The organism is Streptomyces sp. NPDC008001 (genome assembly GCF_042958085.1).
Classification (GTDB): Bacteria; Actinomycetota; Actinomycetes; order Streptomycetales; family Streptomycetaceae; genus Streptomyces.
Genome location: NZ_JBIBIZ010000002.1, coordinates 225,974 through 250,870 on the forward strand (window position 1 = coordinate 225,974; position 24,897 = coordinate 250,870).

Below are 24,897 nucleotides of genomic sequence, written 5' to 3' on the forward strand. Positions count from 1 at the left end.
CGCCCTACATTGACGGTCCGTCAGGTAAGCGGGCGCGGGAGGGCGGCGGCGGTGGACTTCACCTTCAGCGAGGAACAGCAGGCGGCCCTCGAAGCGGCGCGGGCGGTCTTCTCCGGGGTCACCCCCGACGCGGTGCCCAGCCCGGTCCTCTCCCGGGGCCCCGTTGCGGAGGACTTCGACCGCGCGCTGTGGCGCAGGCTGGCCGCGGCCGATCTGCTGAGCCTGACCGTCGGCACCGGCCACGGCGGGGCGGGGCTCGGGCCGATCGCCCTGTGCCTGGTGCTGCGCGAGGCCGGGCAGGTGCTCGCCCGGGTGCCGCTGCTGGAGACCGGCGCCACGGCGCTCGTGCTGAGCACGCACGGCGGCACGGCAGGAGAGCGGATCCTGCCGGGGGTCGGGCGGGGCGAGCTGGTCGCCACGGTCGCCTCCAGCGGGCGGACCGGCCATGACGCGGCGGAGCTCGCCGCCGGCGCCCGGCCGTCGGGCGCCGGGAGCTGGGTGTTCGACGGCGTGCAGACGGCCGTGCCGTGGGCGCCGTGCGCCGATGTGCTCGTGATCCCCGCGCGGGTGGCGGCGGAGGGTACGGGCGAGGGCGCAGGCGGGCCCGCGGTGCTCGGGCTCGTGCCGCGCGAGCACGCGGGGGTCGTGCTGTCCGAGCAGGTGTCCACCAATGGCGAGCGGTATGCCGAGGTGCGGCTCGACGGCGTACGGCTCGACGGCACGCAGGTCGTCACCACCGAGGGGGCGTGGCCACGGCTGCGGCGGCTGCTCACCGCCGGGACGTGCGCGCTCGCGCTCGGGGTGGGGACGGCGGTATGCCGTATGACCAGCGCGTACACGAGCAAACGGGAGCAGTTCGGCTTCCCCTTGGCCACGTTCCAGGCGGTGGCCGTCCAGGCCGCGGACCGCTACATCGACCTGCGGGCCATGGAGGCCACGCTCTGGCAGGCCGCGTGGCGGCTGGAGACCGGCGCGGGCGGGCCGCTCCCCGCCGACGCGGACCTCGCCGTGGCGAAGGTGTGGGCCTCGGAAGGGGTGCGGCGCGCGGTGCAGACCGCGCAGCACCTGCACGGCGGCTTCGGCGCCGACACCGGATACGCCCTGCACCGGTACCACGCCTGGGCCAAGCAGCTGGAGCTGTCGCTGGGCCCGGCCGCGGCGCACGAGGAGGCGCTGGGCGACCTGCTGGCCGCCCACGCGCTCGAAGGCTAGGCCCCGGCCGATCACCGCCGGAAACCCGGCCCGACCGCCGCCGGATACTCGGGTACCCGGCCCGGTCGCCGCCGGGTACCCGGGGTACCCGGCCCGACCGCCTCTAGATCACGCTGCCGGGAGCGCCGTTGCCGTCCACGACCGGGCGGCCGGTGGCCTCCCAGGCCTGCATGCCGCCGTCGACGTTCACCGCGTCCAGGCCCTGCTGCACCAGGTAAGCGGTGACCTGCGCGGAACGGCCGCCCGAGCGGCAGATCACGTTGATCCGGCCGCCGTCGGGCGCCTTCTCCGTCAACTCGCCGAAGCGGGCCACGAAGTCGCTCATCGGCATGTGCAGCGCGCCCTCCGCGTGGCCGGCGGCCCACTCGTCGGCTTCGCGCACATCCAGCAGAAAGTCGTCGGCCGAGAGGGCATCGACGCCGACCGTGGGGATTCCGGAACCAAAGCTCATGCCCACGACGCTACCCGACCAGTTCCCGCAGCTGCGCCTCGCGCTCGGTGACCTGCGCGCGCAGGCCCTCGGCGATCTCCTCCAGCAGGCCGTCCGGGTCCTCCGGCGCCATCCGCAGCATCGCGCCGATCGCCGAACCCTCCAGCTCGGCGGCCAGCCCCGACAGCATCTCCTTGCGCTGCGCCAGCCACTCCAGGCGGGCGTACAGCTCCTCCGCACGGTCCAGGGGGCGCGGCTCCGGCGCCGGGCCCGCCGCCCACTCCGCGGCCAGCTCCTTGAGGAGCGCCTCGTCACCGTCGGCGTACGCGGCGTTGACCCGCACGATGAACGCCTCGCGGCGCAGCCGCTCGGCCTCGTCCCGCGCCAGGTCCGGGTGGGCCTCACGGACCAGCTCCCGGAAGGCCTTGCGGGCCTCGTCGCTCGGGCGGACGCGGCGGGGCGGGCGGACCTGCTTCTCCGTGAGCATCGCCATCCCTTCCGGGGACAGCCCGTCCGAGTCCAGCCAGCCGCCGAACAGCTCCTCCACGCCGGGGAGCGGCTGCACCAGCGCGCGGGCCTCGCGGGCCTTCCGCTGGTCCTCCGGGTCACCGCTGCGCGCGGCGACGGCCTCGGCGATCCGGGCGTCCAGTTCTTCGAGGCGGGCGTAGACCGGGCCGAGACGCTCGTGGTGCAGGCGGGAGAAGTTCTCCACCTCCACACGGAACGTCTCCACGGCGATCTCGAACTCGATCAGCGCGGTTTCGGCCGTGCGGACGGCTTGCTCCAGGCGGGAAGTGTCTGCTTCCGGATTCATCACCCGACCAGCGTAGTTCCCTCCGGGAGGGGGGGTGTTCCGGCGGGAGGATGCCGCCGGAGCAACGCAGGACGCAGGAGAGCAAGAGCAGCAGCCGGGGTCCCTACACGCCTTCCTCCGCCTTCACCCGCCCCTCGCGGATCGCCCGCGTCAGGGCCTCGTGATCGGATTCCGTGCGGTCCGCGTAGGTCCGGGCGAAGGCGGCCACCGAATCGTCGAGGGCTTCGGACTTGCCGCAGTAGGCGGCTATGAGCCGCGGGTCCGCCGTGTGGGAGTGGGCGCGGGCGAGGAGGGCGCCGGTGAGGCGGGCGTAGTCGTCGAGCTCGGCGGGGGCGAGGGCCGCCGGGTCCACGCTGCCCTTGCGGTTGCGGAACTGCCGCACCTGGTACGGGCGCCCCTCGACCGTGGCCCAGCCGAGCAGGACGTCGCTGACGACCTGCATCCGCTTCTGGCCCAGGACGACGCGCCGCCCCTCGTGCCCGTCCGGCGGCAGGGCGAAGCCGGCCTTCTCCGCGTACGGCAGCAGGACGGAGGGCCGGGCCTCCTTCACCTGGAGGACCAGCGGCTCCCCGCAGTGGTCCAGGAGCAGCACCACGTACGAGCGCAGCCCCACGCTCCCCGTCCCGACGATGCGGAACGCCACGTCCTGCACCTCGTAGCGGGCGAGCAGCGGCAGCAGCTCCTCGGGGAGGGTGCCGAGGTAGCCGCCCAGCGCCAGGGCGACCGCGGCCGCCTCGGTGTCCGGCAGGCGGCGCAGGACCGGTGGGGCGTCCACGAAGCGCCGGCCGCCGGCCGCCTTCTCCGTGGCCTTGGCGGCGAAGCGGGCGCTCGTGTTCCGCCGGGCCTTGGCGGCGACCCGGTCCAGCGTGCCGGTCAGGTCGCGGGCGTCCGCGTGGGAGACGAGCCGCTCGTCGGCGATGGCGTTCCAGGCGTCCGCGACCGGCATGCCGGCGAGCAGCCGCATCGTGTGCCGGTACGAGCCCACGGCGTCCCGCGCCGCCGCCCGGCAGGTGTCCTCGTCCGCGCCCGCCTCCCGCCCGGCCAGCACCAGCGAGGCGGCGAGCCGCTTCACGTCCCACTCCCACGGCCCGTGCAGGGTCTCGTCGAAGTCGTTGAGGTCCATGACGAGCCCGCCGCGCGCGTCGCCGTAGAGCCCGAAGTTGGCGGCGTGGGCGTCGCCGCAGAGCTGGGCGCCGACACCGGTCACGGCCGTGTCCATCAGGTCGTACGCCATGAGCCCGGCGGAACCGCGCAGGAAGGCGAACGGGGACGCGGCCATCCGGCCGACCCGTATCGGCGTGAGCTCGGGCAGCCGGCCCGCGTTCGACGCCTCGACCGCGGCGACGGCGTCCGGACGACCGGCCCCGGGGGCCCACCGCGCGTGCGCGGACCGCGGCACCCGCTCCCGCAGCGCCTTCCCCTCCGCCTTCGGCGACCCGGCCGCCCCCTTCGGACGAGCGGCCCGGGCGAACCCCGGCACGTGCGGCAGTCGCGCCATCGCGCCCACCTCCCCCTTCGTATGAGCGTATGAGCCGAGCGGGCCGACGGAGCCGACCGGCCGGGCCAGGCTGAGCACCTGCCCGAGAGAAGACCCCGAGGGCCCCGCCCCGGTTCCACCCCCGGTTCCCGCACCGCTTGGCTGAAACGTTGCTCTCCGCCAGAGGCCGCCCTTGACCTCAAGCAAAGTTGAGGTTCGAGGATGCAAGCACGAGCCTCGGCTCCGGACGTACAGGCAAGCAGCACCGGCTACGCGGGGGAGAGAGCGAGAGAACGCGATGACCAAGGAATCCGGCTTCTACTCGATCATCGACTACACCGTCGACGGACCCGAGACGCAGCGCGCCCTGCTGAAGGAGTTCACCGAGATCCAGAAGTCCTGGGTGCGTTTCTACCCCGGCTACCGCTCGGCACAGTTCCACCTCAGCACGGACGGCACCCGCGTCGTGAACCTCATCCACTGGGCCACCGAGGCCGACTACCGCAACTTCGTGGAAAACTCCGACACCGACGGCCGCCTGGCCGCCATCCGTCAGGCCCTGGAGAACCTGCCCGGCAAGGCTGAGATCAACATGCCCGGGGCTCCGACCTACCTCGCCTACGAGGTCACGCCCGGGCCGCGCCCGTAGCGTTTCCCACGGCGGCTTCCAGCGACGTCCTGACCGTTCGCAGTGCGGCCGACACGGCCGGAGGAGGCGCCGACTCCACCCCCGCGGCCCCGCGGGTCGTGGCGTAGCCCAGGACCTGGGCCATGCCGAGGGCGCGCAACGCCTCGTCCCCGGCGGCGGTGCCGGGCTGCTCCAGCATCTGCCGGGCGGTCGACTCCAGCAGCACGCCGGCGACCGCGGCCAGCGCCCACGGCGGCAAGGCCTCTTCGAGCACCGCCGCCACGGATATGGTGCCCGGCGAGGCCGGGGCCTGCCGTTCGGCCGCCGCCGGGGCGGATGCCGCCGGGGCGGATGCCGCCGGGGCGCCGGACACGGCAGGCGAGCCGGACGGGGCCGGTGAGGCGGAGGCGACGGGCGGGGCGGGCGTCTCGCGCCAGGTCCTCAACGAGCCGTAACGGGACAGGCCGTCATGCAGGGCTGCCGCGAAAGTGGAACCCAGACCGGGCCCCGTCATCTCTTCCTTCGACGCTCGCACCGGCGCCTCCTCGAAGCCACGGGCACCGCACCGCAGCGGGCGCCCTCGCGGATGAGCGGCAGGGCACACGCGGAACACCCCCGACGCATAGCGCGAAGGTAGCAAACCGACCAGTTTGTATGTCAAGGAAGAACCGGGCAGTTTGTCCCAGTTTGCAACTGGGCTCGACCACCGCTCCAGGAACCCTCCAGGAGCCCTCCAGGACCCCCCAAGCCGCCTCCGGGGCTCTCAGCCGTCCCGCCTCCGGCAAAGTCAGGAGGCGGCCGGCTCCACCGCCCGCGGCAGCGTCGTGACCGCACAAGTGCCGCCGCAGTGGTCGCCGTACTCCGCCGTAATGTCCGACCCCGCCGGGTCCAGCCGGCCGACTACGTGCTCGGCGGCGAGCCGGGGCATCAGCAGCCGCCAGAAGGCCGTCACGGCCTCGCGGGACAGCCACTCCCGGTCGCCGCGACCGAGGACCTCCAGCCCCGTCGTCGACGCCGTGATCACCGTGGCCGCGTCCTGCGGCTCCACCCCTTCGGCGAGCGCCCCTTCGCTGCCGGCCCGCACCAGTTGCCGGCGCACGAAGTCCTGCCACTGCCGGCGCAGATCGGGTTTCGTCGCATCGGAGACGTCGCAGCTCAGCCGGAACCCGGCACGGACGACGAGGTCGCTGCGGAGGCGGCTCACCATGGCGTGGGAGGCGTCCGCGAGCACCTGCAAGGCCGGTTCGTCGCGGCTGTCCGCGCAGCGCGTGATGGTGAGGAGGGCCTCGCGCGCCTCGGACTCGACGGCCGCGGCCAGCGACTCCTTGTCCTCGAAGTGGAAGTGGAACGCGCCGGTGCTCACCCCGGCCTTGGCGCTGATCCCCGAGACCCGCGAACTGGCGTACCCGTACTGGTCGAACGCGGCGGCGGCGGAGTGGATGAGTGCGCGGCGAGTGCGCTCTGCTCGCTCTTGCTGCCTCATGATGGACGACTCCCGCAACGAACTCGAACCCCTGCAACCCCGGCGGGGAATGCGGGAACTGGACGGGGACATGTCACCCGCGTGCAATATGGAGGAAGTGTAGCAATATAAAACCAACTAGATGGTTTTATTGCCTACCCTTTTCCGACTCTTTGGGCCGGAGACAGAGCGCAGATGCGCTGGAGATGGGCCGGAGACGACCGGCCGGCCCGGGGCCGGCCGGTCGTCGGCGCGTCAGTAGCGGTGGTGGTCCGGCTTGTACGGACCCTACAGCGGACACCAAGGCAGGCGGCCTGCTCCGGACGGAGTTCGGTCAACGGAGCCCGGTCAGCTTCACACCCAGCGCGTCCAGGTGCAGCCGGGCCGCCTTCTCGTCCGGCGACTTCGGCAGGACGTACGCGTCCCCTGCCGGGAATCCTCGCTGGGCCGGCCGTGTCGATCTCGTCGCCTAAGTGACCGAGGTTTCCCACGGTCGTCTGGTGCGGGCACCCTGGTCGCGCAGCGACTCCGCACAGCCCTAGAGGCCGGCGGCCTTCTTCAGGGCCTCCACGCGGTCCGTGCGCTCCCATGTGAAGTCGGGCAGCTCACGGCCGAAGTGGCCGTACGCGGCGGTCTGCGAGTAGATCGGGCGCAGCAGGTCGAGGTCGCGGATGATCGCGGCCGGGCGGAGGTCGAAGACCTCGGCGATGGCGTTCTCGATCTTGTCGGTGTCGATCGTGTTCGTGCCGAAGGTCTCGACGAACAGGCCGACCGGCTCGGCCTTGCCGATCGCGTACGCCACCTGCACCTCGCAGCGCGAGGCCAGGCCCGCGGCCACGACGTTCTTGGCGACCCAGCGCATCGCGTAGGCGGCGGAGCGGTCGACCTTGGACGGGTCCTTGCCCGAGAACGCGCCGCCGCCGTGGCGGGCCATGCCGCCGTACGTGTCGATGATGATCTTGCGGCCGGTCAGGCCGGCGTCACCCATCGGGCCGCCGATCTCGAAGCGGCCGGTCGGGTTCACCAGCAGGCGGTAGCCGTCGGTGTCCAGCTTGATGCCGTCCTCCACCAGCTCCGCCAGGACGTGCTCGACCACGAACTTGCGGACGTCCGGGGCGAGGAGGGAGTCCAGGTCGATGTCGGAGGCGTGCTGCGAGGAGACGACCACGGTGTCGAGGCGGACGGCCTTGTTGCCGTCGTACTCGATGGTCACCTGGGTCTTGCCGTCGGGACGCAGGTACGGGACGGTCCCGTTCTTGCGGACCTCCGACAGGCGGCGCGAAAGGCGGTGCGCCAGCTCGATCGGCAGCGGCATCAGGTTCGGCGTCTCGTCGCAGGCATAGCCGAACATCAGGCCCTGGTCGCCCGCGCCCTGCTTGTCGAGCTCGTCCTCGTCGCCCTCGACGCGGGCCTCGTAGGCCGCGTCGACACCCTGGGCGATGTCCGGCGACTGCGCGCCGATCGAGACCGAAACGCCGCACGAGGCGCCGTCGAAGCCCTTCGCCGAGGAGTCGTAGCCGATCTCCAGGATCTTGTTGCGCACGAGCGAGGCGATCGGCGCGTACGCCTTCGTGGACACCTCCCCCGCCACGTGCACCAGGCCGGTGGTGATCAGGGTTTCGACGGCCACGCGGGAGGCCGGGTCCTCCGTGAGCAGGGCGTCGAGGATCGTGTCGCTGATCTGGTCAGCGATCTTGTCGGGGTGACCCTCGGTCACGGACTCCGAAGTGAACAGGCGGCGGGACACATCGCTCCCTAGGACGTCGGGTGGTGGGATGGAGGGGGTCGTTGGCGTTCCGGTCGGCCGTCAGGCGCTGTACGGGGTCTTGGCCCGCGCCTCGCGCAGAGCGACGGCCCACCACAGCAGCTGGTCGAGCAGCTTCTTCGCGGTGCCGGTGGCGGGGGGCTCAGCCTGCCGTGCCCGGCAGCAGCACGATGCGCCCGATGTGGGCCCGGGACTCGATCTCCTGGTGAGCTCGGCCGACCTCTTCGAGGGGGTACGTGGCGTGCACCGCGTGCCGGATCGTGCCGTCGGCGAGGCCGGCCGCCAGCTCCTCGTGGTTGGCGAGGTACTCCTCCGGGCGGGCCGCGCGCCAGCGGGAGAGGGCGAAGCCGGTGATGAACTTCATCTCGATGAGTTCCATGGGCGAGATCCGGGGGACCTCCAGCCCGCCGCCCGCGGAGCCGTAGAAGACCAGGCGGCCGAAGGGGGCGAGCAGGCCGACGCCCCGGCGGAGGACGTCGCCGCCGATGCTGTCGAGGATGATGTCGACGCCGGCGCCGCCGGTGGCCTCGCGGACTTCGTCGACCCACGTGTCCTGGCTGTAGTCGATGACGATGTCGGCGCCGAGGGAGCGGGCGAAGCCGAGCTTTTCGGCCGAGCTCGCGGTGGCGATGACCGGGCCGGCGCCGCGGGCCTTGGCCCACTGCACGCTCAGGTGGCCGATGCCGCCGGACGCGGCGTGCACCAGGACGCTCTCTCCGGGGCGCAGGTTCGCCGTGCCCAGGGTGCCGGTGCCGATCGGGCCGGGCGAGGGGAGCGCGGTGGCCTGGGCGGCGTCGAGCCCCTCCGGCACGGACAGCACCGTCGCCGCGTCGACGACCACGTAGTCGGCGTACGCCCCGTGGAGCGTGAACGCGCCGACCCGGTCGCCCTCGCGGAATCCGGTCACGCCGGCACCCACGCCCGCCACGCGGCCGATGACGTCGCCGCCGAGCACGACCGGGAACTCCGGCCGCCACATCGGCGCGGGGAAGATATTGCGCCGCATCTGCGTCTGCGCGAAGCCCACGCTGATCGCCTCGGCGGCGATCAGCACCTCGCCCGGACCCGGCTGCGGCACGGGGGTCTCCTCGACCCGCATGACCTCCGGGCCCCCGAACTCATGGATACGGATCACACGCACCTGGGATTCCTCCAGTCGGAATTGCGGTCAGTGGGTCAGGGAGTCGTGGGTCAGGGGCTCGGTGCGCCCCGTGCTCTGCTTCAGCTCGAAGAACGCCGGGTCGCCGGCCAGGGTCCGGAAGGCCTCCCAGAGCCGCACCGCCCGCTCGCCGCGCGGTATCTCCGACAGCACCGGGCCGAACTGGCCGGCGCCGCCGTCGACGGAGATCGTGGGGACGCCGATCAGGTCCTGACCGAGGCCGTCCGAGGGCACCCGGTCGCGCGAGGCGCGCAGTTCGGCGTCCCAGCGGTCGTCGTCCATCGCGTCGATCAGCTCCGCGGGCAGGCCGGTCTCGGCCAGGGCCGCCTCGATGTCCGGGCGCGTCTTGCCCAGCCCCTCGATCATCGCCGCGCGGAACTCCTCGGCCGGGGCGGTGCGGACGGGCTCGAAGATGCCGCCGGGGCCGTGGAAGCGGGAGCCCATCGCCGTGTAGAGGGGGCCGGTGACGGCGTCGCCGTGGGCGGCGCGGGCGGCGGCCAGGACCCGGACCGGGCCCCAGTAGAGGTCGAGCATCGTCCGCCGCGCCTCGGGCATGTCCTTGCCGCTGTTGAGCAGGGCCAGGCTCATCACGTGCCAGCGGACGGTCACCGGGGCCCGGCCGGCCACCTCCGTGATCCACCGGGACGCGATCCAGGCGAAGGGGCACAGCGGGTCGAACCAGAAGTCCACGGCATGCGACTCGGCCTGCGGCGGCTGCTGGGGCTGGGGTTCCATGTTCTCGTCTTCCCTGTGTGACTCGGGTGCCCGGTCGCTCCGGGCCTCCGGGGCTTCCCGGGCGTCGACCCGCGCGAGCGCGTCGAGCACGGCGTTCTGCTTCTCGTCACGGGCGCGCGACAGCGCGGCGTAATCCGTGCCGAAGGTCCGGTCCGCCTCGGCGCCCAGGGCCTCGACGGCCTCCGGCGTCAGGGCCGGGACGGCGGTGGCGCGCCAGGCGCGCTCCAGTGCGGGCGCCGTGCCGCCCAGCCAGCGGCGCAGACCGCCCTCGCCGCCGCCCAGGTGGAAGGCCTCGAACGGCCCCACCACGGCCCAGCGCAGACCGATCGAGTGCGTGACGACGGCGTCGAGTTCGGCCATCGTGACGACGCCCTCCTGCACGAGGTGGACGCTCTCTTTCAGCAGCGCGGACTGCAGGCGGTTCGCGACGAAGCGCGGTACGGGCTTGCGCACCACGACGGGCACCTTGCCCACCGCCCGGTAGAAGGCCGTGACCTCGTCGATCAGCCCGGCGGGGGCGTGCCGGCCGCCGACGACCTCGACCAGGGGGACGACGTGCGGCGGGTTGAAGGGGTGTCCCACGACGACGCGCCCCGGCTCGGACATCAGCGCGCCCATGTCATCGGGCAGCAGCTTGGACGTGGAGGACAGCAGCAGCGCTTCCGCGGGAGCGGCCCGCTCGACCGTACGGAACAGCTCCTGTTTGAGGGCGAGGTCGTCGGGGGCGTTCTCCTGCACCACTGCCGCCCCGCGGACCGCGCGCGCCACGTCGGGCTCGAACTCGACGCGCTGCATGAGCGCATCGACGTCGGCGGCCCCACCCGGCAGGGTGGGGGCGAAGACCGCCAGGCCCTCCCTGACCACCCGCTCGGCGTCGGGCCGTCTGCTGTTGACCCGGACCCGCAGGCCCCGGGACAGGAAGAGGGCGATCCAGCCGAGCCCGATGGTGCCCGCGCCGATGACGGCGACGACGTTCCGTTCCCCGGGAGGCCGCACCGCGTCCTCGGAAGGCTGTACTGCGCTGCTCATCACGTACTCGTCTCGTTCGGCGGCCTTCGGTGCGGCGGGCACCCGGGCGCGGCCGCCGGCAGGCGCGCCCGGGCAGTCATCCGCCCGGTCAGTGACCGACCCGCGTGGTCGGTCAGTAACCGACCTGCGTGATCGGTCAGCCGACCTGCGTGGTCGAGAACGCCACCGGCTTGGCCGGGTCGACGTAGCACTGGAACGGGTCCCACTGGTTCGTCACCGGCTGCAGCCGGTTCCAGGAGAAGGCCGGGTCGGTGAAGCTGGACCCGCCCGGGCCGGTGGTGAGCGTGGCGCCGCCGGTGCTCGGGGCCTTGAGCGTGACCTCCAGGTTCGGGAAGTCGAACTCGACGCCGCCGGCCCACTCGCCGTCGGACTTGACGGCGAGGTTGTTGCCGTTGCGCTCGACCCACTGCTTCGCGGAGCCGAGGTTGCTGCCGCCGGTCAGCCTGTAGCCGACGACCTTGGCGTTCTCGGGCACCTTGTAGGCGATGCTCACGGTGTTGAGGAGCTTGTTGAAGTCCGCCACGGCCTTGATCGGGGCCGAGTCGAAGGTGACCTTGAAGGTCTGGCCCGGGGCAACCTTGGCCGGCGCCGTGGTGGTGAAGTCACGTGCGTACGTGACCGGGATCCAGTTGCCGTCGTACCGGGTCTGGCAGGTGTAATTCAGCGTCTTCGTCGCGGTGTCGGCACTCGCCGTTCCGGCCGAGGACATGATCCCCGTCAGAGCAAGCCCCAGTGAGGCCGCAAGTCCGCCCGTCAGCTTCCACTTGTGCTGCACTGCATTTCCTCTCTCAGACGGCGTGGAGTACTTCCAGCGCCGGGAACAGACTCCGGAACACGGCTGGAGTCCCGATGGAGAGCGGATCGAATTCCGGCCTTGGCAGCGGGTTTCGGCCTGGGGCGGACCTGCGTGCGCCCTGCGGACCTGCGGGGATCGGCGCCGGGGCGCTCAGACGGACGCCGCTGGCTCCTTCTGCGCCCGCTCCCACGCGCGCTCGATGAAGTGCAGCAGCTTCTCGGGCGCCTGGACGCCGGAGACCGGCGTGCGGCCGTCGATGACGACCGAGGGCACGCCCGTCACGTTGAACTGCCGGGCGCGGTTCTCGTCGGCGATCACGGCGTCCGCGTAGCGGTCGCCCGCCAGCACCTCGCGGACCTCGGCCTCGTCCAGCCCGGCCTCGCCCGCCAGCCGCACCAGCACCTCGCGGTCGCCGACGTTGAGGGCCTCGGTGTGGTACGCGTGGAACAGCCGCTCCATGACCGGCTCCAGCAGGCCGCGCTCGGCCGCGAAGTGCGTGAGCCGGTGCGCGTCGAAGGTGCCCACGGGGCGGGACTTGTGGAGGTTGAGCTCCAGCCCCTCCTGCCGGCCCTGGGACTTGATCAGCTCGATCCGGCCCGGCAGCGCGGCCGGGTCCGTCCACTCCGCCATGGCCTCGGCGGCCGTCGGGCCGGGCTCGCTGCCCTCGCCCGGCGCGAGCTCGAAGCTGCGCCAGACGATCTCCAGCTCGTCGCGGTGGGCGAAGCCGTCCAGGGCGGCGGCTATCCGGCGCTTGCCGATGTAGCACCAGGGGCAGAGGACGTCGGAGTAGATCTCGATCTTCATGGCAGGTCTCCTCGGTTGACGCTCGACGGACGTTCGATCGTTCAGCCGACGGTGATGACGATCTTCCCGCGGACGTGGCCGGTCTCCATCTCGCGGTGGGCGTCCGCCGCCTGCTCCAGCGGGAAGGTCTTGGAGACCTCCACGCGCAGCTTGCCCTCGGCGTAGAGGGCGGTCAGCTCGGCGAGGCGCTCCTTGGCCCGCTGGCTGAAGACCGCGCGGACGCCCAGCTCCTCGACGCGGCCGAAGTCGACGAGGGTGGCGATGCGGTTCTTGTCCTTGACCAGCTCGACGGAGACGTCGAGGGCGTCGCCGCCGATGCCGTCGAGGGCCGCGGTGACGCCGCCGGGGGCGAGCTCGCGGACGCGGTCGGCGAGGCCCTCGCCGTAGGTGACGGGGGTGGCGCCCAGCGACCGCAGGTACTCGTGGTTGCGCTCGCTCGCGGTCCCGATGGCCGTGGCGCCCAGCACCCGGGCCAGCTGCACGGCGATCGTGCCGACGCCGCCGGCGGCAGCGTGGACGAGCAGGGTGTCGCCCGCGCCGATCTCCAGCGCCTGGAGGGCGGTGTGCGCGGTCTGCGCCGAGGCGGAGAACGCGCCGGCCACCTCCCACGGCATGCCGGCCGGCTTGGCGACGACCTGCTCGGCGGAGACGACCAGGTACTCGGCGTAGCAGGAGAGGATGGCCCAGCCCAGGACCTCGTCGCCGACGGCGAACTCGGTGACGCCCTCGCCGAGCTCGTCGACGACGCCCGCGAAGTCGTTGCCGACGGTCTGCGGGAAGGAGAGGGTCGTGTTGGGCGGCGTCCAGCCGGCGCGGACGGCCGTGTCGTACGCCTGCACACCGGCGGCCTTGACGCGCACGCGCACCTCGCCGGCGCCGGGACGAGGGGTCTCGACCTCCTCGGTCTTGAGCACCTCGGGGCCGCCGAACTCCTGGAAAACTGCCGCCTTCATGGCATGTCCTTCTCTGTGGGTGGGGCTGGTGTTCTGCATCTTTCAACCTCAACCGAAGTTGAGGTCAACGGGGAAAACGACGCTTCGTGCGGTTTTCCAGCGCGCTTCGAGCGAGCCTTGAGCGGATGTCGACCGGGCTTCGAGCGCGCTTCGAGTGCACTTCGAGCGGAACTCGACCGTCCGCCCGATGGGTGCGGTCGGCTACGGGCGTTCCGCCGGGCCGGCGCCGGCCTCGGCACCGGTGCCCGCGGCCGCGCCCGCCGCCGCGGCGATCACCCGCGTCTGCTTCGCGTCGCGCTCGGCCGCGAGCTCCTCGTAGCCGCGGTCGCCGAACGCCTCCTCCGCCTGGGCGAGGATCCGGGCGACGGTCTCCTCGTCGACAGGCGGGTTGCCGAGCCCCTGCCAGCTCTTCTCCAGTCCGGCGCCCAGGTGCTCGAACCAGTGGCGCAGGCCGCCGGGGCCGCCGCCGAGGTGGAAGGCGCGGAAGGGGCCGACCGCCGCCCAGCGGCCGCCGATCGAGGAGGTGACGATCTCGTCCAGCTCGGCGACGGAGACGACGCCCTCGCGGACCAGGTGGATGCTCTCGCGCAGCAGCGCGGACTGCAGCCGGTTGGCGACGAAGCCGGGGACGGCGCGGCGCAGCACCACGGGGGTCTTGCCGAGGGCGCGGTAGAAGGCCACGGCCTCCTCGACCGCCCGCGGGTCGGTCCGCTCGCCGGTGACGATCTCGACGAGCGGCACGATGTGCGGCGGGTTGAAGGGGTGGGCGACCAGCAGCCTGCCCGGGTCGGCCGTCTTCTCGCCGAGTGCGTCGGGCAGCAGTGTGGAGGTGGACGACAGCAGCAGCGCGTGGGCGGGGGCGGCGGCGGCGATGCGGGCGAAGAGGTCCTGCTTGAGGGCCAGGTCCTCCGGCGCGTTCTCCTGGACGACGTCGGCGCCCTCGACCGCGCGGGCCACGTCGGGCTCGAACTCCAGGCGGGCGCAGAGCTCGGCCGGGTCGGCGGGGCCGCCCGGCAGCGAGGCCGCGTACAGCTCGAACGCCTTGCGGACGTGCGCCTCGGCGTCCGGGCGCCGGCTGTTGATGCGAACGGTCAGCCCGGCGGAGGCGAACAGCGCCGCCCAGCCGAGGCCGATGGTGCCCACGCCGATCACGGCCGCCGTGCGGATGCGCGTTCCTATGGGCGAAGGGGAATCTGTCACCGCTTGCTCCTGTCGTCCTGCTGCCTGTGGGTGCTGCCTGCACAGGCTGCCGCGACGGGCTCGTGCGGAATTAGAGCGGCGGTCGAACCGGACACGGATGTTCCGCGCCCGGTCCGTCCGCCGCGGGCGGGCCTAGTAGTTGCCCAGGCCGCCGCAGACGTTGAGGGCCTGCGCGGTCACGGACGAGGCGCCGTCGCCGACCAGGTAGTCGACCATGGCGGCGACCTCCTCGACGTCGACGTAACGGCCGATCGGCACCCGGGTGGTGACCTTCTCGGCCGCCTCCTCCAGGGTGATGCCGTACATCTCCGCGTAGTGGCCGCGGACGCGCTCGGCCATCGGCGTCTCGACGAAGCCGGGGCAGACGGCGTTGACGGTGATGCCCGTCTTGGCGAGGTCGAGGCCGAGGGCCTTGGTGAAGCCGACCACGCCGTGCTTGGAGGCGGAGTACGGGGCGGCGGTGACCGCGCCCTGCTTGCCGGCCGTCGAGGCGATGTTGACGATCCGGCCCCAGCCCTTGGTGAGCAGGCCGCCGGCGCTCAGCACCTCGCGCGTCACGAGGAAGACGCTGTTGAGGTTGGTGTTGATCACGTCGTACCAGAGCTCGTCGGACATCTCGGCGATCGCGCCGCCGCCGTTGCGGCCGGCGTTGTTGACGAGGATGTCGACGGTGCCGAAGCGGTCCACCGCGGCGGCCACGAAGCGCTTGACGTCCTCGCGGTCCGTCACGTCACAGGTGGTGCCGTCGGCCTCGAAGCCCTGGTCCTGCAGGGACTTGACGGTCGCCGCCAGCTTCTCCGCGTCCCGGGCGCACAGGTAGACGCGGGCGCCGTTGCGGGCCAGGTGGGTGGCGATCGCCAGGCCGATGCCGCTCGTTGCCCCGGTCACCAGTGCGACCTTGGCGTTCTGCGTGCCCATCGTTCCTCCGTTGCTGGTTGCGAATGCTGATGCCGTACCGATGGCGTACTGCCGTACCGATGACGCACTGCCGGAGCCGTGACGCCGATCGCGCCGAGGGTGCCGCCGCGGCCTCGACGGCCGGTCGAAGGGGGGTCGAGGGAACGGTTCCGTCCGGGCGGTTCCGCCGCTTCTCGATCCCGGCTCAAGCGGAGCTGAGCAGCGTGGGGGGATGCTCGCAGAGACGATCACTGCCGAACGGTTCCGGACGTCCCTCGCCCGCTGGGCCAGCGGGGTCACGGTCGTGACCACCGTGGATGCGCAGGGCCGCAGCCAGGGCTTCACTGCCAGCTCCTTCACCTCCGTCTCCCTCGAACCGCCCCTGGTGCTCGTGTGCCTGGACCTGCGGGCCAACTGCTTCGACGCCTTCACCGGCGCCGAGGGGTTCGTCGTCCACGTGCTCGGCCGGAACCAGCAGGACCTGGCCGGGCTCTTCGCGCGCAAGGGCGCGGAGAAGTTCCCCCGGCCCGGCACGACCCTGTCCCGGCGCGGCCTGCCCTTGCTGCCGGGCGCGCTCGCCCGGCTGGAGTGCCGCACCGAGCGGCAGGTGCCGGCCGGTGACCACCTCGTGCTGTTCGGCGAGGTGGAGCACGCCGAGGCCGGCGAGGGAGAGCCCCTCCTGTACTACCGGAAGGGTTTCCACGGGATCGCCGGCCCGGCCACTGGCTGACCCGGTCACGCGCGGCCCGTACGGACGGCCCGCCCGGGCACGGTCTGTTCGGACGCGGTCCGTTCAGGCGCACAGCGGTGCGACGGACCCCGCCGTGCGCCGCCGCTGCGCCGGGATCCGCCGCGCCCCGGCGCGCACGGCGATGAGGTGGGCGACCGAGGCCAGGGTGACGTGGCGGTGCCAGCCGCAGAACGAGCGGCCCGCGAAGTCCCGTATCCCGATGTGCTCGGAGACCTCCGCGAAGTCTCGCTGGACGACGCCCGTGAGCCGGGTCAGGCGCAGCAGGGTGACCAGCGGCAGCCGCCTGGAGTCGGTGAGCCACAGCCGCGACGGCCACTGCCCTGAGGATCCCCAGTCGCCCATCAGCAGCATGGGCCGGTGGCGGCTTCCGCCGGGCACGCCCGCGGGCACGGGGTAGGAGAGGATCACCGGGATCGTGCTCACCACGGCGCGGTGCGAGCCCGCGCCGGAGGTGTCGGACCACTCGACCCGGCGCCGCATCCGCCGCATCGAGTCGATCAGGTTCTGCGCGGGCACTTCCCGGTCGCTGTAGCCCTGGAGCAGGCTGCCGTCGACCCGCAGCGGGGTCGTGCCGTCGATGCGCATGATCAGTGGGACGCCCGCGCGCGCGAAGCGCCGCACGGTCGCCCCCGCGTCGAGCCCCTCCACGTCCACGACGACGGGGCGCCGCCGCAGCCCCCAGGAGTCGGCGGCCTCCAGGGCCACGGTGCCGGCGTGCTCCTCCAGGGAGATGGCACGGCTGGCGTCGGGTATGTGGGCGCGGCTGCGCCGGGCCGGGTCCTCCAGCCAGCTCCTGGACAGCACCAGGCTCCAGTTGAAGGGCACGCTGATCCGCTCGGAGGCGCTCCAGACGCTGAACGCCCGCTGGCCGTTGACGGTCTGCCCCAGGTGGGGGAGGAACTGCTGGTCGACGCCGACCGAGTGCACCCCCGCCTTGGGTATGACGGTGGAGTTGACCACCCACGCCTGGGGGCGCACCTCCTCCTCCGCGCGGCGCGCGAGCGCCCGGCGGACCGGGGCCCAGTTCCAGGACGACGCGGTGATGAAGTGGTGGACGCTCTGCTGGAGCGCCTTCCCGCCGATCTGGTCCGCGACGTTGCGCAGGGTCTTGCGGCCCTCCGCCTCCAGCAGGCCGCGTACGTACTGCTCCGCCATCCTGCGCTGGTCGTTGCGCGTGAGCGAAGCGAAGAGCTCCGGTTCCACGTCCCAGGGACCGGCCGGGGACGGCTTCCCGGCGGGCGGTGCCCCGGGGGGCGAAGGGTCGTCCACAGGGCTGAGTTGCACGGATCTGGCTTCCATCGTCTCTCCCCACGTGATGGCTACCGACGGCATATTTGACCGTATCAAACCGACTGCGTTGTTTCTATTGCTCCTGGAAGCGTTAAGTCGAAGCTGAAATTCACCCCTTTTTGTCCGCTTTCCTGCCAAATCTGGCCTATAAAAGCGCGCCAGAAACCGACCGCAAGGGCCGCATGCGGCGTTTTCGATGTCGGATTACTGAGAGAAACCAGCCAGCTGGTTTCTTACGGGTTGCCCCACCCGTCTTCGAGCGGTGTTCGAGCTTCGGGCCGCACCGTTTCCCTTGCCGACGGCGCCGTCCCCGACAGGCAGCGGTGGACGTCGCTGCAAGGCAAGCGGAAAGGAACGTGACTCGATGTTCAGCTCGAAGGAAGGCGTGCCCACGCGATGACCCGACGAGTGGTGATCACCGGTATCGGCGTCCGCGCCCCGGGCGGCTCGGGCACCAAGGAGTTCTGGGACCTGCTCACCGCGGGCCGCACCGCCACCCGGCGGATCTCCTTCTTCGACGCGGCGCCCTTCCGGTCCCGGGTCGCGGCCGAGGCCGACTTCTTCCCCGAGGCCGAGGGCTTCTCCCCCCGGGAGATCCGCCGGATGGACCGGGCGACCCAGTTCGCCGTCGCCTGCACCCGGGAGGCCGTGGCCGACAGCGGCCTGGAGTTCGCCGGCGTCGACCCGCACCGGGTGGGCGTGAGCCTCGGCAGCGCCGTCGCCTCCGCGACCAGCCTGGAGAACGAGTACCTCGTGATGGCCGACAAGGGCCGCGAGTGGCTGGTCGACCCCGACTACCTGTCGCCGCACATGTTCGACTACCTCAGCCCGGGCGTCATGCCCGCCGAGGTCGCCTGGGCCGCGGGCGCCGAAGGCCCCGTGACCATGGTCTCCGACGGCTGCACCTCCGGCCTCGACGCCGTGGGCTACGGGGTCCAGCTGATCCGCGAGGGCTCCGCCGACGTGATGATCGCCGGCGCCTCCGACACCCCGATCTCCCCGATCGTGCTGGCCTGCTTCGACGCGATCAAGGCCACCACGACGAACAACGACGACCCCGCGCACGCCTCCCGGCCGTTCGACGCCTCCCGCAACGGCTTCGTCCTCGCCGAGGGCAGCGCCATGTTCGTCCTGGAGGAGTACGAGGCCGCCAAGGCCCGCGGCGCCCAGATCTACGCCGAGGTCACCGGCTACGCCACCCGCTGCAACGCGTACCACATGACCGGTCTGAAGAAGGACGGCCGGGAGATGGCGGAGGCGATCCGCGCGGCGCTCGACGAGTCCCGCATCGACCCGGCCGTCGTGGACTACGTGAACGCGCACGGCTCCGGCACCAAGCAGAACGACCGCCACGAGACGGCCGCGTTCAAGATCGCGCTCGGGCAGCACGCCTACGACGTGCCGGTCAGCTCCATCAAGTCGATGGTCGGCCACTCCCTGGGCGCCATCGGCTCCATCGAGGTCGCGGCCTGCGCCCTGGCCATCAAGCACAACGTCGTGCCGCCCACGGCCAACCTGCACACGCCCGACCCCGAGTGCGACCTCGACTACGTCCCGCTGACCGCGCGCGAGCAGCGGGTGGACTCCGTCCTCACCGTCGGCAGCGGCTTCGGCGGATTCCAGAGCGCGATGATCCTGCGCGCCCCGGAAGGAGTGAAGGCATGACCAGCAAGGACGGTCAGAACGGCGCCACCGGCCGGACCGTGATCACCGGCATCGGCGTCACCGCCCCCAACGGGCTCGGCACCGAGGCCTACTGGAAGGCGGTGCTCGCGGGCCACACCGGCATCGGCCCCGTCACCCGCTTCGACGCCTCCCGCTACGCCTCTTCCCTCGCGGGCCAGATCGACGACTTCGACGCCGCCGAACACCTCAACAGCCGGCTGCTCCCGCAGACCGACCCGTCGACGCGGCTCGCGCTCGTCGCCGCCGACTGGGCCCTCACCGACGCCGACGTCTCGCCCGACACCCTGCCGGACTACGACATGGGTGTCGTCACCTCCAACGCGATGGGCGGCTTCGACTTCACCCACCGCGAGTTCGACAAGCTGTGGGGCAAGGGCCCGGAGTTCGTCAGCGTCTACGAGTCCTTCGCCTGGTTCTACGCCGTCAACACCGGCCAGATCTCCATCCGCCACAAGCTGCGCGGACCGAGCGCGGCCCTCGTCGGCGAGCAGGCCGGCGGCCTGGACGCGCTCGGCCACGCCCGCCGCACGGTGCGTCGCGGCACCCCGCTCGTGGTGGCCGGCGGCGTCGACTCCGCCCTCGACCCGTGGGGCTACGCCTCGCAGCTGGCCGGCGGCCGCGTCACCACCGTCACCGACCCCGCCCGCGCCTACCTGCCCTTCAGCGCCGACGCCTCCGGCTATGTGCCCGGCGAGGGCGGCGCGATCCTCGTCGCCGAGGACGAGGCGAGCGCCCGCCGACGCGGCGTGCAGCGCGTCTACGGCGAACTCGCGGGGTACGCCGCGACCTTCGACCCCGCCCCCGGCACGGGCCGGCCCCCGGCCCTGCGCCGCGCCGCGGAGGCCGCCCTGGCCGACGCGGGCCTCGCGCCCGCCGACATCGACGTGGTCTTCGCCGACGGCGCGGGCGTGCCCGAGCTGGACGCCGCGGAGGCCACGGCCATCAGCGGCCTGTTCGGCGCCGGAGCGGTGCCCGTCACCGCCCCGAAGGCCCTCACCGGCCGGCTCTACTCCGGCGGCGGACCGCTCGACGTCGCGACGGCGCTGCTGTCGATCCGCGACGGCGTGATCCCCCCGACCCCCGCGGGCGCCCCGGTGCCCGGGGACTACGGCCTCGACCTGGTCCAGGGCACGCCCCGCGACCAGCGGGTCCGTACCGCCCTGGTGCTCGCGCGCGGCCGCCACGGCTTCAACTCGGCCGTCGTCGTGCGCGCGTAACGCCCGACGGCCTCCCTCTTTCCCTTCCCCACTTGGAGTGCTTCCCATGGCCCGCATGACCGTTGACGACGTCCGCCGCATCCTCGTCGAGTGCGCCGGCGTCGACGACAGCATCGACATCACCGGCGACATCGCCGACCGCCCGTTCGACGAGCTGGGCTACGACTCGCTCGCCCTGATGGAGAGCGCCGCCCAGATCAAGCAGGAGTTCGGCGTCGTCGTCCCCGACGACGAGCTCGTCGAGGCCGAGACCCCGCAGGCGCTCATCGACCTCGTCAACGGCCTGGTCACCGAGACCGCCGCCGCCTGACGCGCCGCGCGCCGCACCGAGCGGTCCGCAGCACCCGGGGCCGGGCACGGGACGCCCGGTGCCCGGGCCCGGCCCCGTACGCACCGAGGAGACGAACGACATGACGGAACCGCGCCGGCACCACACCGAGCACACCCTGGATGTTTCCGCGCCCCCGGAGGTGCTCTACGGCCTGGTCGCGGACGTCACGACCTGGCCCGCGATCTTCGGTCCGAGCGTCCACGTCCACCACCTGGAGCGCGGCGAGCGCGCGGAGCGCTTCGAGATCTGGGCCACGGTCAACGGGAAGGTCAGCACCTGGACCTCCCGGCGCACCCTCGACCCCGAGGCCCTGCGGGTGACCTTCCGGCAGGAGCGCAGCCAGGCCCCCATCGCCTCCATGGGCGGCGAGTGGATCTTCGAGGCGCTGCCGGGCGGCGGCACCCGCGTGGTGCTGCTCCACGACTTCACGGCCGTCGGCGACGCGCCGGAGACCGTCGCGGCCGTCAACGCCGCGCTGGACCGCAACAGCCCCGAGGAGCTGGCGGCGCTGGCCCGGATCGCCGAGTACGGCGGCACCGCGTCCGACGTGGTGTTCTCCTTCACCGACACCGTCGAGCTGACGGGTTCGGCCGCCGACGCCTTCGACTTCGTCAACCGCGCCGACCTGTGGGCGGAGCGGCTCCCGCACGTCCGGCAGGCCCGGCTGACCGAGGACGTCCCCGGCATCCAGGACCTGGAGATGGACACGGTCACCGCCGACGGCTCGGCCCACACCACGCGCTCCACCCGCATCTGCCGCGGCCCCGAGTGGATCGCCTACAAGCAGCACGTCATGCCGAAGCTGCTGCTCGGCCACAGCGGCCTGTGGCACTTCACGGACAAGCCCGGAGGCGGCGCCGTCGCGACCGCCCGGCACACCGTGGCGGTCAACCCCGAGGCGGTCACCGCGGTCCTGGGCGCGGACGCCACCCTCGCCGACGCCCGCCAGTACCTCCGCGACGCCCTCGGCCGCAACAGCCTCGCCACGATGGCGCACGCCGCGACGTACGCCGAGGAGCGCGCCGCCGCACAGGCCGGCTGACCCCCTTCCTCTCCCCCTTCCTCGCCCCTCTTCCTTCCGCCCGGAGGCACCATGACCGCCACCCAGTCCCTGACGGAGCTCCACTCCCAGGTCCAGCACTTCTACGCCCACCAGATGCACCACCTCGACGCCCGCCGCTTCGAGGAGTACGCGGCGACGTTCACCGAGGACGGCGTCTTCCAGCACTCGCCGGGCGCCGAGCCCGCCGTCGGCCACGCCGGCATCGTCGAGGAGCTCGTGAACTTCCACAAGAAGTTCGACGGCGACCCGGTCACGCGCCGCCACTGGTTCAACCAGATCGCCCTGGACCCGCAGGACGACGGCACCGTCAAGTCCACGGTCTACGCCCTCGTGGTGACCGTCCGCCCCGGCGGCAAGCCCGAGATCAACCCGAGCTGCACGGTGCACGACACGCTGGTGGTGACCGAGGGCGAGGTACGGCTCAAGTCCCGTCTGATCACCCATGACCAGGTCTTCTGACATCGGCCCCACCGACGACCTCACCAGCGGTCCCACGGGTGGGACCGCCGGCGGCCCCACCGCCGGGACCGCCGGGACCGCCTCGCCCGCCGAGCGCGTGACCGCGCTGGAACGCCTCCTCGGCGACCCCCGCGACCCGGGCAACCCGCTCGGCCACGCCGCGGTGCTGGCCGCCGACCGACGGGGCGAGCTGCCGCTGGGCGGCGAGGCCCTGCTGGACGCGTTCGGCCTGCGGGAAGAGCTCGTCCCGCAACCGCTCGGCGGCCGGCTGACCGGCCTGGACACCGCGGCGCGGCTGCTGCGCGCGGTGTTCCGTCGGGACTTCGCCCTGGGCCGCGGCCACGGCTCGGCCTCCCTGGTCACCGCCGTGTTCGCCTGGTGCCACGGCACCCCGGAGCAGCAGGCCCGCACGGCACGGCTGCTCCTGGACGGCGGCCGCCTCGCCGTCGCGTTCCAGAACATGTCCTACGGCAACGAGTTCAGCAGCGGCGATCTCACCCTCACCCCGGCGCCGCGGGACGGCGGCACGCTGGACGGGCGCACCCCGCTGATCGCCAACGCGCCTCTGGCCGCGGGCTTCGTCCTGGTGGCCCGGCACGCGGACGGCGACGGCACCCACTCGGCGCTGCTCCTGGACCGCGCCGACCTCCCGCCGGACGCCGTGCGCCTGCTCTCCCCGTACGAGGCCATCGCGGTGCGCCGGCTGCCCGCGGGCCACCTGGAGTTCGGCCGGTGGCCCGTGCCGGAGGGCAGCGTGCTCGGCGCGCCCGGCGACGGTACGGCGGTCGCCCTGCGGTCCCTGCAGGTCAGCAGGCCGCTGGTGCCGTCGATGGCGGTGGGCTGCGCCGACACCGCGCTGCGCTCGGTGGTCGGAGCGGTGCTGGAGGGCGCGCCGGGGGTGCGTCCGCTGACCTCGCGGTACGCGCGGCGCGCGATCACGTCCTCGTTCGCGGACGTCCTGGTGTGCGACTGCCTCCTGCTGGCCACGATCCGGTCGCTGCACCTCCTGCCGGAGGAGTCCAGCGTGTGGACGGCGGCCGCCATGTGCCTGGTGGTGCGGATGCTGCAGCAGAGCACGGGTGACCTCGCCGCGGTCCTCGGGCCGCGCGCCCTGCAGGAGGAGGGCGGCTTCGGCACGTTCCGCAAGCACCTGCGCGACCTGTCGGAGATCCCGCCCGGGCCGATCGGCGCCGCCGCGGCGCTCGCCACCCTCGTCCCGCAACTCCCCTTCCTGGCCCGGACGGCGTGGACTGCCGCCCCGCCCCCGGCCGGCCTGTTCTCCGCCTCGGCGCCCCTGCCCCCGCTCGACCCCGCCCGGCTCGACCTCGCCGCCGGCGGGGACACGCTCATGGCGGTGCTGCCGCACGCCGAGGAGGCCCTGGAAGCCCTCCCGGTCTCCGGCCAGGACGGGGAGGCGCTGCGCTCCCAAGTGCGGGCGCTGGCCGCGGAGCTGCGGACACTCGGCGAGGAGTGCCGCGCCCTGCCCGAGCGGGACCTCGCCGCCCTGGCCACCCCGCACGGCTACGCCCTCGCCGAGCGCTACGGCCTGCTCGCGGCGGCGGCCGCCTGCCTGGGCGTGTGGCTGTACGGCGACCGGGAGCGGGAGCCGGGGCTCCTGTCCGACCCGGCGTGGCTGATCGCGGCCCTCGGGAGGGTCCAGTTCCGCCTCGGCCTGCCGGAGCCCGTCGCCGGCGGCCGGCGCGGCGAGGCACTGCTCGCGGCGGTCGTGGAGCGCTGCGAGCAGGGCCGCAGCCTCGATCTGTACGACGTGCTGCTGGGTGGCGGCCCGGTTGCCGCGTAACCGCCCACCACACAGAAGGAGTTGACATGGGCACATCCGCTACCCGGGGGCTGGCCGGTCCGGCGCCGGTCCGGGTGACGGCCCCGGACGGCCCGTGGACCGCGGTGGACGCCGCCCTGGAGGAACGGGGCTTCGCCCTCGTCTACGGGCTGATGACCGACTGGGGCGACCACGGCCTGCCCGGCCACGAGCTCGGCAGGCTGCTCGGGCAGGAGGCGGAGCGCCACGCCGGCATCCGCCAGGAGACGACGCGGCGGCGCTTCGCCGCCTCCCGCCTGCTGCTGAAGCACGCGGCGGGCGCCGTCCTGGACGCCGACCCGGGCGAACTGGAGCTCGCCCGCAACCCCAACGGCAGGCCCTACCTGCGCGGTTGCGGGCAGCTGGAGGTGAGCCTGAGCCACACGGGGAACATCCTCGCCGTGGGGCTCAGCCACGTCGGCCCGATCGGCGTCGACGTGGAGTCCTCGACGCGCTCCGTCTACGGCACGGGCCTGGCCGAGGAGTCCTTCACCGCCTACGAGCGGGCCGCGCTCGGCTGGCTGCCGGAGCCGGACCGGAACGCGTCCATGATCCGGCTGTGGACCCTCAAGGAGGCCTACAGCAAGGCCCTGGGCCTGGGCCTGCGGCTGCCCTTCACCTCCTTCGGCTTCACGATCCCGGCCGCCTCGGGCGCCACCGCCCGCCTGCTGCGCTCGGACGGCTCGCCGGCCGACGACGGCGACTGGCACCTGGAGTCCCACACGCTGGGCGCGGGCTACACGGTCAGTGCGGCGGTGGCTCCGGCGGTCTTCGGGGCGACGAGACGACCGACGGCGGGCACGGTGCTGGACGCGCTTCTGGCGGCGGCGGTGATCGCCGCGCGCCCCCGCACACCGTCCGGCACGCCTTCCGGCCCGAACGGGGCCTGAGGACGAGCGCGTTCAGCACGACGGGGAAAG

Annotated in this window: 24 protein-coding genes and 1 pseudogene; 10 read left to right on the forward strand and 15 right to left on the reverse strand. The window is 73.0% G+C overall.

The window, feature by feature from the left end; all coding sequences use genetic code 11:
- Nucleotides 1-51 precede the first annotated feature (51 nt).
- A complete protein-coding gene (locus tag ACFZCD_RS06000) occupies nucleotides 52-1,212 on the forward strand; it encodes an acyl-CoA dehydrogenase family protein (protein WP_391828349.1) in 1,161 nt (386 codons plus the stop codon).
- A gap of 103 nt (nucleotides 1,213-1,315) precedes the next feature.
- Here the strand turns inward: ACFZCD_RS06000 and ACFZCD_RS06005 are convergent, their stop codons facing one another.
- From ACFZCD_RS06005 to ACFZCD_RS06015, 3 genes are all read right to left on the reverse strand, one after another.
- On the reverse strand, nucleotides 1,316-1,663 hold the full coding sequence (locus ACFZCD_RS06005) for a rhodanese-like domain-containing protein (protein ID WP_391828351.1): 348 nt from the start codon (nucleotides 1,661-1,663) through the stop codon (nucleotides 1,316-1,318).
- 10 nt (nucleotides 1,664-1,673) lie between these two features.
- Nucleotides 1,674-2,456: a hypothetical protein gene (locus ACFZCD_RS06010; RefSeq protein ID WP_391828353.1), complete on the reverse strand. Its 783-nt coding sequence runs from the start codon at nucleotides 2,454-2,456 to the stop codon at nucleotides 1,674-1,676.
- 103 nt (nucleotides 2,457-2,559) lie between these two features.
- Complete coding sequence (locus ACFZCD_RS06015; protein WP_391828355.1) at nucleotides 2,560-3,954, reverse strand: DUF2252 domain-containing protein; 1,395 nt, start codon at nucleotides 3,952-3,954, stop codon at nucleotides 2,560-2,562.
- A 277-nt stretch (nucleotides 3,955-4,231) separates the two neighbouring features.
- On the opposite strand from ACFZCD_RS06015, the gene ACFZCD_RS06020 reads away from it, so the two are divergent.
- Nucleotides 4,232-4,582: an antibiotic biosynthesis monooxygenase gene (locus ACFZCD_RS06020; protein WP_391828357.1), complete on the forward strand. Its 351-nt coding sequence runs from the start codon at nucleotides 4,232-4,234 to the stop codon at nucleotides 4,580-4,582.
- Here the strand turns inward: ACFZCD_RS06020 and ACFZCD_RS06025 are convergent.
- The 11 genes and pseudogenes from ACFZCD_RS06025 to fabG all read right to left on the reverse strand — a co-directional run bounded on the left by ACFZCD_RS06025 (nucleotide 4,560) and on the right by fabG (nucleotide 15,382).
- The gene (locus ACFZCD_RS06025) at nucleotides 4,560-5,096 is read right to left on the reverse strand and encodes a hypothetical protein (RefSeq protein ID WP_391828359.1); all 537 of its coding nucleotides are present in this window, start codon (nucleotides 5,094-5,096) and stop codon (nucleotides 4,560-4,562) included. The two genes, ACFZCD_RS06020 and ACFZCD_RS06025, sit on opposite strands and share 23 nt — an antisense overlap.
- A 252-nt stretch (nucleotides 5,097-5,348) precedes the next feature.
- Nucleotides 5,349-6,044, reverse strand: a complete 696-nt coding sequence (locus tag ACFZCD_RS06030) for a ScbR family autoregulator-binding transcription factor (RefSeq protein ID WP_391828361.1) — start codon at nucleotides 6,042-6,044, stop codon at nucleotides 5,349-5,351.
- A gap of 234 nt (nucleotides 6,045-6,278) precedes the next feature.
- Nucleotides 6,279-6,480 (reverse strand): annotated as a pseudogene (locus ACFZCD_RS06035) (adenosylhomocysteinase); the annotation flags it as partial.
- An 81-nt stretch (nucleotides 6,481-6,561) separates the two neighbouring features.
- Entirely contained in the window at nucleotides 6,562-7,770 is a 1,209-nt protein-coding gene (gene metK / locus ACFZCD_RS06040; RefSeq protein ID WP_391828363.1) for a methionine adenosyltransferase, read from the reverse strand.
- A gap of 160 nt (nucleotides 7,771-7,930) precedes the next feature.
- Complete coding sequence (locus tag ACFZCD_RS06045) at nucleotides 7,931-8,923, reverse strand: zinc-binding alcohol dehydrogenase family protein (protein WP_391828365.1); 993 nt, start codon at nucleotides 8,921-8,923, stop codon at nucleotides 7,931-7,933.
- 33 nt (nucleotides 8,924-8,956) lie between these two features.
- Nucleotides 8,957-10,711, reverse strand: a complete 1,755-nt coding sequence (locus tag ACFZCD_RS06050; RefSeq protein ID WP_391828367.1) for a 3-hydroxyacyl-CoA dehydrogenase NAD-binding domain-containing protein — start codon at nucleotides 10,709-10,711, stop codon at nucleotides 8,957-8,959.
- 136 nt (nucleotides 10,712-10,847) lie between these two features.
- Complete coding sequence (locus tag ACFZCD_RS06055) at nucleotides 10,848-11,486, reverse strand: hypothetical protein (RefSeq protein ID WP_391828369.1); 639 nt, start codon at nucleotides 11,484-11,486, stop codon at nucleotides 10,848-10,850.
- A 171-nt stretch (nucleotides 11,487-11,657) separates the two neighbouring features.
- A complete protein-coding gene (locus tag ACFZCD_RS06060) occupies nucleotides 11,658-12,311 on the reverse strand; it encodes a DsbA family oxidoreductase (protein WP_391828371.1) in 654 nt (217 codons plus the stop codon).
- A gap of 41 nt (nucleotides 12,312-12,352) precedes the next feature.
- Nucleotides 12,353-13,264 carry an NADP-dependent oxidoreductase gene (locus ACFZCD_RS06065; protein ID WP_391828373.1) on the reverse strand — a complete coding sequence of 304 codons (912 nt, stop codon included), beginning with the start codon at nucleotides 13,262-13,264 and terminating at the stop codon, nucleotides 12,353-12,355.
- A 201-nt stretch (nucleotides 13,265-13,465) separates the two neighbouring features.
- Nucleotides 13,466-14,464: a 3-hydroxyacyl-CoA dehydrogenase NAD-binding domain-containing protein gene (locus tag ACFZCD_RS06070; RefSeq protein ID WP_391828374.1), complete on the reverse strand. Its 999-nt coding sequence runs from the start codon at nucleotides 14,462-14,464 to the stop codon at nucleotides 13,466-13,468.
- A 132-nt stretch (nucleotides 14,465-14,596) separates the two neighbouring features.
- Entirely contained in the window at nucleotides 14,597-15,382 is a 786-nt protein-coding gene (gene fabG / locus ACFZCD_RS06075; protein WP_391828376.1) for a 3-oxoacyl-ACP reductase FabG, read from the reverse strand.
- A gap of 211 nt (nucleotides 15,383-15,593) precedes the next feature.
- Here fabG and ACFZCD_RS06080 point away from each other — a divergent pair, with 211 nt between their 5' ends.
- Nucleotides 15,594-16,091, forward strand: coding sequence for a flavin reductase family protein (locus ACFZCD_RS06080; protein WP_391828378.1), 498 nt, complete (start codon nucleotides 15,594-15,596; stop codon nucleotides 16,089-16,091).
- Between the two features lie 63 nt (nucleotides 16,092-16,154).
- Here the strand turns inward: ACFZCD_RS06080 and ACFZCD_RS06085 are convergent, their stop codons facing one another.
- Nucleotides 16,155-17,396, reverse strand: coding sequence for an IS701 family transposase (locus ACFZCD_RS06085; protein ID WP_391828379.1), 1,242 nt, complete (start codon nucleotides 17,394-17,396; stop codon nucleotides 16,155-16,157).
- Nucleotides 17,397-17,798: 402 nt separating this feature from the next.
- On the opposite strand from ACFZCD_RS06085, the gene ACFZCD_RS06090 reads away from it, so the two are divergent.
- The 7 genes from ACFZCD_RS06090 to ACFZCD_RS06120 all read left to right on the forward strand — a co-directional run bounded on the left by ACFZCD_RS06090 (nucleotide 17,799) and on the right by ACFZCD_RS06120 (nucleotide 24,867).
- On the forward strand, nucleotides 17,799-19,067 hold the full coding sequence (locus ACFZCD_RS06090) for a beta-ketoacyl-[acyl-carrier-protein] synthase family protein (RefSeq protein ID WP_391828381.1): 1,269 nt from the start codon (nucleotides 17,799-17,801) through the stop codon (nucleotides 19,065-19,067).
- The gene (locus tag ACFZCD_RS06095; protein WP_391828382.1) at nucleotides 19,064-20,305 is read left to right on the forward strand and encodes a ketosynthase chain-length factor; all 1,242 of its coding nucleotides are present in this window, start codon (nucleotides 19,064-19,066) and stop codon (nucleotides 20,303-20,305) included. Before ACFZCD_RS06090 ends, ACFZCD_RS06095 begins: the two co-directional genes overlap by 4 nt.
- A 55-nt stretch (nucleotides 20,306-20,360) precedes the next feature.
- Nucleotides 20,361-20,615 carry an acyl carrier protein gene (locus tag ACFZCD_RS06100; protein WP_391828383.1) on the forward strand — a complete coding sequence of 85 codons (255 nt, stop codon included), beginning with the start codon at nucleotides 20,361-20,363 and terminating at the stop codon, nucleotides 20,613-20,615.
- Between the two features lie 100 nt (nucleotides 20,616-20,715).
- Complete coding sequence (locus ACFZCD_RS06105) at nucleotides 20,716-21,678, forward strand: aromatase/cyclase (protein ID WP_391828384.1); 963 nt, start codon at nucleotides 20,716-20,718, stop codon at nucleotides 21,676-21,678.
- Between the two features lie 51 nt (nucleotides 21,679-21,729).
- Nucleotides 21,730-22,158: a nuclear transport factor 2 family protein gene (locus ACFZCD_RS06110; protein ID WP_391828385.1), complete on the forward strand. Its 429-nt coding sequence runs from the start codon at nucleotides 21,730-21,732 to the stop codon at nucleotides 22,156-22,158.
- Nucleotides 22,142-23,959, forward strand: a complete 1,818-nt coding sequence (locus ACFZCD_RS06115; RefSeq protein WP_391828387.1) for an acyl-CoA dehydrogenase — start codon at nucleotides 22,142-22,144, stop codon at nucleotides 23,957-23,959. Before ACFZCD_RS06110 ends, ACFZCD_RS06115 begins: the two co-directional genes overlap by 17 nt.
- 26 nt (nucleotides 23,960-23,985) lie before the next feature.
- The gene (locus tag ACFZCD_RS06120) at nucleotides 23,986-24,867 is read left to right on the forward strand and encodes a 4'-phosphopantetheinyl transferase family protein (RefSeq protein ID WP_391828389.1); all 882 of its coding nucleotides are present in this window, start codon (nucleotides 23,986-23,988) and stop codon (nucleotides 24,865-24,867) included.
- The last annotated feature ends 30 nt before the right edge of the window (nucleotides 24,868-24,897 follow it).

Coding starts and splice junctions, on each gene's coding strand:
- ACFZCD_RS06090 (WP_391828381.1), top strand. CDS start 17,799: ATGACCCGACGAGTGGTGATCACCGGTATCGGCGTCCGCGCCCCGGGC.
- ACFZCD_RS06100 (WP_391828383.1), top strand. CDS start 20,361: ATGACCGTTGACGACGTCCGCCGCATCCTCGTCGAGTGCGCCGGCGTC.
- ACFZCD_RS06065 (WP_391828373.1), bottom strand. CDS start 13,264: ATGAAGGCGGCAGTTTTCCAGGAGTTCGGCGGCCCCGAGGTGCTCAAG.
- ACFZCD_RS06015 (WP_391828355.1), bottom strand. CDS start 3,954: ATGGCGCGACTGCCGCACGTGCCGGGGTTCGCCCGGGCCGCTCGTCCG.
- ACFZCD_RS06120 (WP_391828389.1), top strand. CDS start 23,986: ATGGGCACATCCGCTACCCGGGGGCTGGCCGGTCCGGCGCCGGTCCGG.
- ACFZCD_RS06105 (WP_391828384.1), top strand. CDS start 20,716: ATGACGGAACCGCGCCGGCACCACACCGAGCACACCCTGGATGTTTCC.
- ACFZCD_RS06095 (WP_391828382.1), top strand. CDS start 19,064: ATGACCAGCAAGGACGGTCAGAACGGCGCCACCGGCCGGACCGTGATC.
- ACFZCD_RS06030 (WP_391828361.1), bottom strand. CDS start 6,044: ATGAGGCAGCAAGAGCGAGCAGAGCGCACTCGCCGCGCACTCATCCAC.
- ACFZCD_RS06005 (WP_391828351.1), bottom strand. CDS start 1,663: ATGAGCTTTGGTTCCGGAATCCCCACGGTCGGCGTCGATGCCCTCTCG.
- ACFZCD_RS06050 (WP_391828367.1), bottom strand. CDS start 10,711: ATGAGCAGCGCAGTACAGCCTTCCGAGGACGCGGTGCGGCCTCCCGGG.
- ACFZCD_RS06060 (WP_391828371.1), bottom strand. CDS start 12,311: ATGAAGATCGAGATCTACTCCGACGTCCTCTGCCCCTGGTGCTACATC.
- ACFZCD_RS06115 (WP_391828387.1), top strand. CDS start 22,142: ATGACCAGGTCTTCTGACATCGGCCCCACCGACGACCTCACCAGCGGT.
- ACFZCD_RS06010 (WP_391828353.1), bottom strand. CDS start 2,456: ATGAATCCGGAAGCAGACACTTCCCGCCTGGAGCAAGCCGTCCGCACG.
- ACFZCD_RS06080 (WP_391828378.1), top strand. CDS start 15,594: ATGCTCGCAGAGACGATCACTGCCGAACGGTTCCGGACGTCCCTCGCC.
- ACFZCD_RS06020 (WP_391828357.1), top strand. CDS start 4,232: ATGACCAAGGAATCCGGCTTCTACTCGATCATCGACTACACCGTCGAC.
- ACFZCD_RS06110 (WP_391828385.1), top strand. CDS start 21,730: ATGACCGCCACCCAGTCCCTGACGGAGCTCCACTCCCAGGTCCAGCAC.
- fabG (WP_391828376.1), bottom strand. CDS start 15,382: ATGGGCACGCAGAACGCCAAGGTCGCACTGGTGACCGGGGCAACGAGC.